We start from the raw sequence: 8,896 nt of genomic DNA, 5'->3' as shown, positions 1-8,896 counted from the left end.
GCCCCCCTGCCCCCCGCACCGCCCGGCACCAGCGCCGCGTCAATTACCAAGGCTATGAACGCGACGATGGGTTGTGGGACATCGAAGGCGAGTTGCACGACAGCAAGATGCACGACGCCCCCTCGTTTCGCGATGCCGGCATGCGCCGTGCCGGTGAACCCATCCACCACATGTGGCTGCGCGTTACCGTCAACCGCCAGCTGGTGGTGCAGGCCATTGACGTGGCCATGGACACCCACCCGCTCAAAGACTGCCCCCAGGCCCAGCCCGCGCTGCAATCCATGGTGGGCTGCAGCATGGCACGCGGCTGGCGCCAGGCCATCCAGAAGAACCTGGGCGGCGTGGCCAGTTGCACGCACCTGCGCGAGCTGCTGTTCAACCTGGCCACGGCGGCTTTCCAGTCGGTGCCCGCCGTGTTTTCGTCGGCCAACGAGGACGAGCCGCCCCGCCACTTGGGCCAGTGCACCGGCTGGGACTTCCATGGCAACGGTGTGAAGGAATATTTTCCGCAGTTCTACCGCCGCAGCCCCGACGGTCTGGCAGTGCCGGAGGACCGGGCCGCCACACAAAGCCAGGCGGTCGACGCGCATACCGGACAGTAACCCTGGCGCGCGTCATGGGGCAAAAAAATACATGAAAATGGCCCCAAGCGCTTATCCATCAAGCGCAAGCTGCTATCAATTTAAAAAGCCAGGAGACAACACCATGCGCGTGCAGCACAAATCCATCATCGTCACCGGCGCTGGCAACGGCATTGGCGAAGGCATTGCCAAGCGCCTGGCCGCCGAGGGTGGCAAGGTCATCGTCAACGACATCAACGAGGCCGGTGGCCAGCGCGTGGTGGCCGAGATCATTGCTGCGGGCGGCAAGGCCACCTTCTTCAAGGCCGACATGACGCAATCGGCCGAGGTCAAGGCCCTGGTCGATGAAGCCGTGCGCCTGCATGGCCGGCTGGATGTGGTGGTCAACAACGCAGGCTGGACGCACCGCAACCGCCCCATGCTCGAAGTGAGCGAGGAAGAGTTCGACAAGGTCTATGCCATCAACGTCAAAAGCATTTACCTCTCGGCCATCCACGCGGTGCCGGCCATGCGCCAGGCCGGTGGAGGCAGTTTCATCAACATTGCCTCCACCGCCGGGCTGCGGCCTCGCCCGGGCCTGACCTGGTACAACGGCTCCAAGGGCGCCGTCATTACCACCAGCAAGTCCATGGCGGCCGAGCTGGGGCCCGACAACATCCGTGTGAACTGCATCAACCCCGTGTTCAACCCCGACACGGGGCTGGCCGCCGAGTTTGCGGGCGGCCCGGTGGACGAAACCCGCCGTGCGAAGTTTCTGGCCACCATTCCCCTGGGCCGCTTTTCCACCGCACTGGATGTGGCCAACGCCGCGCTGTACCTGGCCAGCGATGAGGCGGCGTTTGTCAGCGGCGTGTGCATCGAGGTGGACGGCGCACGCTGCGTCTGACCGACACCGGAAAACTTGCGAAATCCGGGCGGCGCATCCCATGCGCCCGGACTGCAGGGCCTTTGGCGGACCCACGCACCCTGGTACGCCGAACCTGAGAAACTGCGCCCCTCAGGAGACAAACATGTTGATACAACTCACTTACGCCAGCCGCACCGCGCGCGTGCTGGGCCCTGCGGACATCAAGGATATTCTGGGCGCATCGCAGCGCAACAATGCCCGTGCGGGCATCACTGGCGCGCTGTGCCTGAACCATGGCATCTTTTTGCAGCAGCTTGAAGGTGACCGCACCGCGGTGAATGCGCTGTACCACCGCTTGCTCAAGGACACGCGCCACCGCGACACTGCCGTGCTCGACTTTGGTGAAATTCCGCACCGGCGCTTTACCAGCTGGTCCATGGGGCTGCTGACCTCGCTGGACACCAACCGGCAACTGTTCCTCAAATACTCCAGTTCGGTCGATTTCGACCCTTACAGCATGAGCACGTCAACGCTGCGCAGCTTTTTTGACGAAGTCATGCAGAACGTGCGCTGGCTGGAGTAGCACCCTGCGCACGGGCACGCCACGCTGCACGCTGCGTGGTCAGCCCAGCACTTCGCGCAAGGCAGCTTCGTAGAGGCCGGTGAGGCGCTCCATCACGCTCAGCAGGCGTTCGCTCGTGGCGGCCACCGCGCTCATGCCCTGCTCGTCGGCGGGCCGACGCAGGGCAGATTCAAAAAACACCCACTGCGAGGCCGCCAGCTCCAGCTCGCCGCGAATGGCGGGCGTGGACACCGGTGCCGCCACCAGGGACTGCATGGCCTGCCGGAAATCGTTGGCGTCTGCCGCCAGTTGCGCGAGCACCAGCTTGGAGTCGGCCTTGGCCGCCACCAGAAAATAGTTCTTGGCCATGCGCTGCGACAGCATGCGCTGGCGCCCAGCCAGGTTCACCAGCCGCGCGCTGGCCACCCGCGCCATTTTTTCGATGGCTTCGGTGACCGCCTGGGCCACCAGCAGCGTGCGGTCGGACTGCTCGGACACCGCCACCACGGCGGCCCGCGACGTGGGCACCGCGGTCAACTCGTCTAGCAAGGCAAACTGTTTTTGCACTTCGTCCAGCTGGCGCACCACATCGGCAGGCCACTGGCCCGACTGCGAGCCCCGCGCCAGTTCGGCAGAGCCTTGCTGCACCAGCTTGCGCGCATGGGCCATCACATCCACGGCGGCGGCAGGCATCACCGTCAGATGCTGCTGTCAATACGCCTTGGCCATGCGCTGCGACAGCGCACGAAAACGCCCCGCGTGGTTGATGGCCCCCGACAGCGCAACTTGCGCCTGCGCCCCGTTGGCCCAGGTGGGCAGCAGGATGCCTGCCGCCACCCACTGCACGGCCACCCGGCGCTGGCAGGGCAGCGCTTGTGCTATCGATGTCGCATTCGTCATGTCATTTCCTTGAAACTGTGTGCCCGTGATTGTTGTGATGCGGCATGTGCACCCCATTAGCCAAGTCAAGCAAGTGCCATTCGCCGGACACTTGCAAAACGCACCTCCCGACCCGCACGGTTGATGCGTGTCAACCCCGCCGGTAGGGGCAAGCCGTCGATGGCGGGGCCGATGCGGCAGAATCACGCCATGGCTGAACGTGTGATTCCTCTGGTGGACCAACGCATCGCCGCTTTGGCGGCCAAGGTGCCCGCGCAGGCTGCCGCCCCCACCGGGCTGCTGACCGACACCCGGGGCCGCCCGCTGCGCGACCTGCGCATCAGCGTGACGGACCGCTGCAACTTCCGCTGCAACTACTGCATGCCCAAGGAAGTGTTCGACAAGGACCATGCCTACCTGCCACACAACGCCCTGCTGAGCTTTGAAGAGATCACGCGGCTGGCACGGCTTTTTCTGGCGCATGGCGTGCGCAAGATCCGCCTGACCGGGGGCGAGCCCCTGCTGCGCAAGAACCTGGAAGAACTGGTGGCGCAACTGGCCCAGTTGCGCACCGTGGACGGCACGCCGCCCGACCTCACCCTCACCACCAATGGCTCGCTGCTGGCGCGCAAGGCGCGGGCGCTGAAGGATGCGGGCCTGAACCGCGTCACCGTGAGCCTGGATGGCCTGGACGACGCGGTGTTTCGCCGCATGAACGATGTGAATTTTCCGGTGGCCGATGTGCTGGCGGGCATCGAGGCCGCGCACGCAGCGGGCCTGTCGCACATCAAGGTCAACATGGTGGTCAAGCGCGGCACCAACGACCACGAGATCTTGCCCATGGCGCGGCATTTTCGCGGCACGGGCACCACGCTGCGCTTTATTGAATACATGGACGTGGGCGCCACCAACGGCTGGCGCATGGACGAGGTGCTGCCTTCGGCCGAGCTCATTGCCCGCCTGCGCGCCGAACTGCCCCTGGTGCAGCTCGACCCCAGCAGCCCCGGCGAAACCGCCGAGCGCTGGGGCTACACCAACACGCAAGGCCGGCACGACCCGGCGCTGGGCGAAGTAGGCGTGATCAGCAGCGTGACCCAGGCTTTCTGCCACGACTGCAACCGCGCGCGGCTGTCCACCGAAGGCAAGCTCTTCCTGTGCCTCTTTGCCACCCAGGGCTACGACCTGCGCACGCTGCTGCGCGGCGGCGCCACCGACGAAGCCATTGCATCGGCCATTGCCCCCATCTGGCAGCAGCGCACCGACCGCTATTCCGAACTGCGCAGCAGCCTGCCTGCGGACACTACGCACGGTGCTGCGCGGCGGGTGGAGATGAGCTATATCGGTGGGTGAGATGAATCTCCCCCTGAGTCGCCTTCGGCGCCTTCCCCCTCTCTCGCTACGCGGGAGGGGAACGCACCTGGTGGCCTGGCAGAGCCAGTTTCACGGGTGCACTGGTCTATGCCGCGCGTGCTTCAAGGCAACAGGAACCGCACCGCCTGTGCAAACCATTAAAACCAACGAATGATTGATATCCAAGACATCACTGGCCTCGTTCTCGCCGGTGGCCGAGGCTCCCGCATGGGCGGCGTCGACAAAGGCCTGCAAAACTTTCGCGGCCTGCCGCTGGCGCTGCACACGCTGATGCGCCTGCAGATGCAGGTGGGCGCCACCATGGTCAATGCCAACCGCAATCTGGCGGCCTACGAGGCCTTTGGCGCACCCGTCTGGCCGGACGTGCTGGCCGACTATGCCGGCCCGCTGGCAGGTTTTCTGACCGGGCTGGAGCGCTGCGAAACACCCTGGCTGCTGACCGTGCCCTGCGATACGCCCCTGTTTCCGCTGGACCTGGCTTCGCGGCTGGCCACTGCCGCCGACCAGGCGGGCGCCGACATTGCCATGGCCGCCGCGCCCGAGGACGATGGCGCGGGCGGCACCGCAGTGCGCCCCCAGCCCGTGTTCTGCCTGCTGCGTGTGGACCTGCTTGAAAGCCTGGTCGCCTTCACCCAGGCAGGTGGCCGCAAGATTGACGCCTGGACCGCCCAGCACCACCAAGTGGTGGTGCCGTTTGACCAGCCCGGCGACGACCCGCTGGCGTTCTTCAACGCCAACACGCTGGCCGAGCTGCACCGCCTTGAGGGTTCTGGCGCGCCATGACCTGGCTCATCCGCCCCCTGACGGCTGCGGACGTGCACCCCTACAAATCGCTGCGGGACGAAGCCCTTGAATGTGCCCCCGAGTCCTTCAGCTCGGACCATGCCGCGTCGGTGAACCGGCCCGCCAGCGCTTACGCCCCGCGCTTTGGCGCCCCCCGCATCGGGCCATTTTTTTCTGGGCGCCTTCGCCCCCGATGGCCCCTTGCTGGGCTGCATTGGCTCCGAGCGCGAATTGCTGCCCCAGCAGCGGCACAGTGCCAGGGTGGTCAGCATGATGGTGGCGCCCGCCGCGCAGCGCCGCGGCATCGGGCAGCAACTGCTGGCAGCCTGCATCCACCAGGCCGAGCAGGTGCCCGGGCTGGAGCAACTCACCCTCACGGTCACCGCGTCCAACCCGCATGTGGTGCGCCTGTATGAGCGCGCCGGCTTTCGCGCCTGGGGTTTGCTGCCCCGCGCCATCGTGGTGCGGGGCGTGGGTTACGACCAGCTGCACATGGTGCGGCTTCTTCCCTCATCACCGTTGATTTGCCCATGAAAACCATTGCACAGATTGCCGCCGAACTGCAGGGTTATGACCCGCAGGCGCTCAGCGCCGACCAGGTGTCGGCCTTTCTTGAACGGCTGGCGCTGCCCGTCACAGCCACCGAAGAGCTTGGCATTTTCGAGGCCCTGGGCCGCGTGCTCGCCCGCGATGTGGTCTCGCCCCTGAGCGTGCCGCCCCACGACAACTCGGCCATGGATGGCTATGCGTTGGCTGGCGCGCAACTGGTGGCGGGTCAGCCGCTCACGCTGCGCGTGGTGGGCACCGCACTGGCTGGCAAGGCCTGGACTGGCGCTGTGGGCGCAGGCGAGTGCCTGAAGATCATGACCGGCGCCATCATGCCCCCGGGCCTGGACACAGTGGTGCCGCAAGAGTTCACCACCAGCGCCGACGGGCACATCACCATCGCCGCCAACGTGCTGCGCCTGGGTGACAACCGCCGCTTCAAGGGGGAAGACCTCATGGAAGGCGGCGTGGCGCTATCCAAAGGTGAGCTACTGACGCCCGCTGCTCTTGGCCTGGTGGCCAGTTTGGGTCTGAAAACCATCACGGTGTACCGCCGCCTGCGCGTGGCGTATTTCTCCACCGGCGACGAAATCCTGAGCCTGGGCGAGCCGCCCCGCGAGGGCGCGGTGTACGACAGCAACCGCTACACCGTGTTTGGCCTGCTCACGCGCCTGGGCGTGGAGGTGATCGACCTGGGCGTGGTGCGCGACGAACCCGCCCTGCTGGAGGCCGCCTTTCGCGATGCTGCGCAAAGGGCCGACGCCATCATCACCAGCGGCGGCGTGAGCGTGGGCGAGGCCGACCACACGCGCACCATGATGAAGCAGCTCGGTGACGTGGCCTTCTGGCGCATCGCCATGCGCCCTGGCCGGCCCATGGCCGTGGGGCGCATCGCCAGCGCAGGATTTCAAGCAAAAAGTGCCTCTAGCCCTTATGCAGAAAGCGCAAGCAGCTATCAAAACAATACTGCGTCAGCGGCAAGCGGCGCTGTTCTTTTTGGCCTGCCTGGCAACCCCGTGGCGGTGATGGTGACCTTTCTCGCCTTTGTGCGCCCCGCCCTGCTGCGCATGATGGGCTGCACCCGCGCCGCACCGCCACTGCTGCGCGCCGTGAGCACCGAAGCCATCCGCAAGAAACCTGGCCGCACCGAATACCAGCGCGGCACCGTCACCACGGCAGCCGACGGCACGCTGCAGGTCTGCACCACGGGCAACCAGGGCTCGGGCGTGCTCAGCTCCATGGTGCAGGCCAACGGCCTGATCGTGCTGCACCACGGCCAGGGCAACGTGTCGCCGGGTGACGCCGTGGATGTGATGGTGTTTGACGGTGTCATTTAACCCCCCTGTGTCGCTTCGCGCCTTCCCCTAGAGGGGGACGACGCCCTCGCTGCGGGGCGGCCCTTGCTCGGCGTCCCTGGCCGGGGACGCGCCGCTTGCACGCCGAGCGGGTGAAGCGCAGCACAATGGATCTCTTCGCATTTCTGCAGAAATCTTCGCACCTATGCCCTACGCCGCCCAGCACCTTGCACAAGCCCCCACCCGCGCCGAGGTGGACAGCCTGCCCGGCACCACCGTGCTCGAATTCGGCACACCCTGGTGCGGCCACTGCCAGCGCGCCCAGCCCCTCATCGAGCAGGCCCTGCGCGACCGGCCTGATGTGGTCCACGTCAAGGTGGAGGACGGCCCCGGCCAGCGCCTGGGCCGCAGTTTTGGCGTGAAGCTCTGGCCCACGCTGGTGTTTTTGCGCGATGGGACGGAAATGGCGCGCGTGGTCCGCCCCCAGGATGCCCGCGCCATCCAAGCACCGCTGCACAGCGCCAGTGCGGCGGGTGACGCCTGACACCAAGGCCCTGCCCCGCAGCCACCACCGTGCACGGGCACCAAGCCGGCACCGCATCGGCGCCACGCTGCAGCCCGCTCAGGCCTGTTCGATCACCGGGGTGCGGTGCGCCAGCCAGGCCAGTGCGCCGGTCAGCAGCGCCATTGCCCCACAGAAAATCACGATGGCCACCGTCAGGCCCAGGTGGTCCGACAGCCAGCCCACACCCAGAATGGGCACGATGGTGCCCAGATACCCCACCACCAGATACGTGGACAACAGCCCTGACCGGTTCTGCGGGCCAGCCACCTTGTTCACGATGGCAATGCCCGCCAGGTTGACCAGACCGTGGCCCGCTGCCGTGGTGAGCACGCTCAGCACAAACAGCAGCGGCAGATTGGTGTAGGTGGTGGCAATCAGCAAGAAATTGCACACCGCCAGCAAACCCAGCCCCGCGATGGCGCAGGTCTTGGTGTGCACCGGCCGGGCCAGCCACTGAAAGCCGGCAGAGAGAAACAAGATCATGGCAATCGACAGGCCACTCACGGCCGGCCCGTGCCAGGGGACCATGAGCGCCATGAAACTCGGTGCCAGCGATGCATAAAGGCCAAAGATGCCGAAGGTGCTGAACGCCCCCAGACTGGCAATCAGAAAAGGGCGGCGCAGGGCGGGCTGCGGCAGCGTGATGCGCGGCAGCCAGTCATGCAAGGCAAACCGCCCTGGCGCGGCGGCAGAAGCCGGGCGGGGCAGCTGCACCTGGTGCAATGCATAAATCGCCAGCCCCCCCAGCACCACGCTGGGTGCATAGGCCGTCACCAGCGGCTGCGGCACCCACTGGGCCATCAACCCGCCCACCAGCGGCCCCAGCCCAAAACCCAGCGCCATGGCAAAACTGGTCATGGCCGAGGCACGCATCACGTTGCTGCTGCGGTTCAGTTGCGTCAGGCCGATCGACGCCGAGGTGGTGATCATTCCCGAGGCAATGCCGATCAACACGCGGCTGACCACGAACGACGCCACGCTCCAGGCCAGCGCCGACAGCAGCACGCCGGCCGTGACCAGCACCAGGCCATGGCGCAGCACCGGCAAAAAACCAAACCGGTCGCTCAGCCGCCCCAGAAACAGCAGGCTGGCCAGCGCCCCGAACATATAGGCCACATAGATGCCGGTGATGTGGCTGGGCTGCAAGCCCCAGTGCGCCTGGTACAGCGGATACAGCGGGCTGGCCAGGGCGGTGCCCATGACTCCCACACACATGGCAAAACACACCCAGGCAAACGGAGGCCAATGACGTTGCATAAGTGTTGAATGAAGAGACCGGCAGGCCCCGAGAGCGCTGCGTTCGTCGATGGAAAAAGGATACGAAGAGATTGGAAAAACTGCGAGTGCCGCACGCGGCCTGCGGGCGCATATGGCATTCTGAAGCAGGGGATTGCAGACGGCGTTGCTGGCCACGACCGTCACCACCCAGCCGGTCATTTTACGAACAACCCCCCAGCGTGCCCGCAC

11 protein-coding genes are annotated in these 8,896 nt (G+C 66.1%); 8 read left to right on the top strand and 3 right to left on the bottom strand.

Features of this window, described 5'->3' with window-relative positions; translation table 11 throughout:
* The 3 genes from DTW89_RS17875 to DTW89_RS17865 form a co-directional block, all read left to right on the top strand.
* Nucleotides 1-602 (top strand): DUF2889 domain-containing protein (locus DTW89_RS17875; protein ID WP_114656909.1); only part of this gene is annotated, 602 nt, incomplete at its 5' end.
* A gap of 103 nt (nt 603-705) precedes the next feature.
* Nucleotides 706-1,467, top strand: coding sequence for an SDR family oxidoreductase (locus DTW89_RS17870; protein WP_114656908.1), 762 nt, complete (start codon nt 706-708; stop codon nt 1,465-1,467).
* Between the two features lie 124 nt (nt 1,468-1,591).
* Nucleotides 1,592-2,011, top strand: coding sequence for a BLUF domain-containing protein (locus DTW89_RS17865; protein ID WP_114656907.1), 420 nt, complete (start codon nt 1,592-1,594; stop codon nt 2,009-2,011).
* A 39-nt stretch (nt 2,012-2,050) separates the two neighbouring features.
* On the opposite strand, the gene DTW89_RS17860 is transcribed toward DTW89_RS17865, so the two are convergent.
* A complete protein-coding gene (locus DTW89_RS17860) occupies nt 2,051-2,683 on the bottom strand; it encodes a type IV pili methyl-accepting chemotaxis transducer N-terminal domain-containing protein (protein ID WP_236637203.1) in 633 nt (210 codons plus the stop codon).
* An 18-nt stretch (nt 2,684-2,701) separates the two neighbouring features.
* Nucleotides 2,702-2,890, bottom strand: coding sequence for a hypothetical protein (locus DTW89_RS19840; protein WP_236637202.1), 189 nt, complete (start codon nt 2,888-2,890; stop codon nt 2,702-2,704).
* 189 nt (nt 2,891-3,079) lie between these two features.
* Here DTW89_RS19840 and moaA point away from each other — a divergent pair, with 189 nt between their 5' ends.
* The 5 genes from moaA to DTW89_RS17835 all read left to right on the top strand — a co-directional run bounded on the left by moaA (nt 3,080) and on the right by DTW89_RS17835 (nt 7,408).
* On the top strand, nt 3,080-4,219 hold the full coding sequence (moaA, locus tag DTW89_RS17855; protein WP_114656906.1) for a GTP 3',8-cyclase MoaA: 1,140 nt from the start codon (nt 3,080-3,082) through the stop codon (nt 4,217-4,219).
* A gap of 171 nt (nt 4,220-4,390) precedes the next feature.
* Complete coding sequence (gene mobA / locus DTW89_RS17850; RefSeq protein ID WP_114656905.1) at nt 4,391-5,023, top strand: molybdenum cofactor guanylyltransferase MobA; 633 nt, start codon at nt 4,391-4,393, stop codon at nt 5,021-5,023.
* 144 nt (nt 5,024-5,167) lie between these two features.
* Entirely contained in the window at nt 5,168-5,557 is a 390-nt protein-coding gene (locus tag DTW89_RS17845; RefSeq protein WP_330863510.1) for a GNAT family N-acetyltransferase, read from the top strand.
* On the top strand, nt 5,554-6,906 hold the full coding sequence (gene moeA / locus DTW89_RS17840) for a molybdopterin molybdotransferase MoeA (RefSeq protein ID WP_114656904.1): 1,353 nt from the start codon (nt 5,554-5,556) through the stop codon (nt 6,904-6,906). The genes DTW89_RS17845 and moeA overlap by 4 nt, the downstream gene beginning before the upstream one ends.
* Before the next feature lie 163 nt (nt 6,907-7,069).
* Nucleotides 7,070-7,408, top strand: a complete 339-nt coding sequence (locus tag DTW89_RS17835) for a thioredoxin family protein (protein WP_024814701.1) — start codon at nt 7,070-7,072, stop codon at nt 7,406-7,408.
* 78 nt (nt 7,409-7,486) lie between these two features.
* Here the strand turns inward: DTW89_RS17835 and DTW89_RS17830 are convergent, their stop codons facing one another.
* Nucleotides 7,487-8,686 (bottom strand): MFS transporter, encoded by a 1,200-nt coding sequence (locus DTW89_RS17830; protein WP_442858119.1) that lies wholly within the window; start codon nt 8,684-8,686, stop codon nt 7,487-7,489.
* Nucleotides 8,687-8,896: the final 210 nt, after the last annotated feature.

Source organism: Acidovorax sp. BoFeN1, assembly GCF_003345135.1.
Taxonomy (GTDB): Bacteria; Pseudomonadota; Gammaproteobacteria; order Burkholderiales; family Burkholderiaceae_C; genus Acidovorax; species Acidovorax defluvii.
Note: the sequence above shows the minus strand (reverse complement) of the source record. Positions and strands in the feature narration are given on the sequence as shown.

Excerpts from the sequence above, each read along its gene's own strand:
- DTW89_RS17870 (WP_114656908.1), top strand. The coding sequence starts at position 706 with ATGCGCGTGCAGCACAAATCCATCATCGTCACCGGCGCTGGCAACGGC.
- mobA (WP_114656905.1), top strand. The coding sequence starts at position 4,391 with ATGATTGATATCCAAGACATCACTGGCCTCGTTCTCGCCGGTGGCCGA.
- DTW89_RS17835 (WP_024814701.1), top strand. The coding sequence starts at position 7,070 with ATGCCCTACGCCGCCCAGCACCTTGCACAAGCCCCCACCCGCGCCGAG.
- moaA (WP_114656906.1), top strand. The coding sequence starts at position 3,080 with ATGGCTGAACGTGTGATTCCTCTGGTGGACCAACGCATCGCCGCTTTG.
- DTW89_RS17860 (WP_236637203.1), bottom strand. The coding sequence starts at position 2,683 with ATGCCTGCCGCCGCCGTGGATGTGATGGCCCATGCGCGCAAGCTGGTG.
- DTW89_RS17865 (WP_114656907.1), top strand. The coding sequence starts at position 1,592 with ATGTTGATACAACTCACTTACGCCAGCCGCACCGCGCGCGTGCTGGGC.
- moeA (WP_114656904.1), top strand. The coding sequence starts at position 5,554 with ATGAAAACCATTGCACAGATTGCCGCCGAACTGCAGGGTTATGACCCG.
- DTW89_RS19840 (WP_236637202.1), bottom strand. The coding sequence starts at position 2,890 with ATGACGAATGCGACATCGATAGCACAAGCGCTGCCCTGCCAGCGCCGG.
- DTW89_RS17830 (WP_442858119.1), bottom strand. The coding sequence starts at position 8,686 with ATGCAACGTCATTGGCCTCCGTTTGCCTGGGTGTGTTTTGCCATGTGT.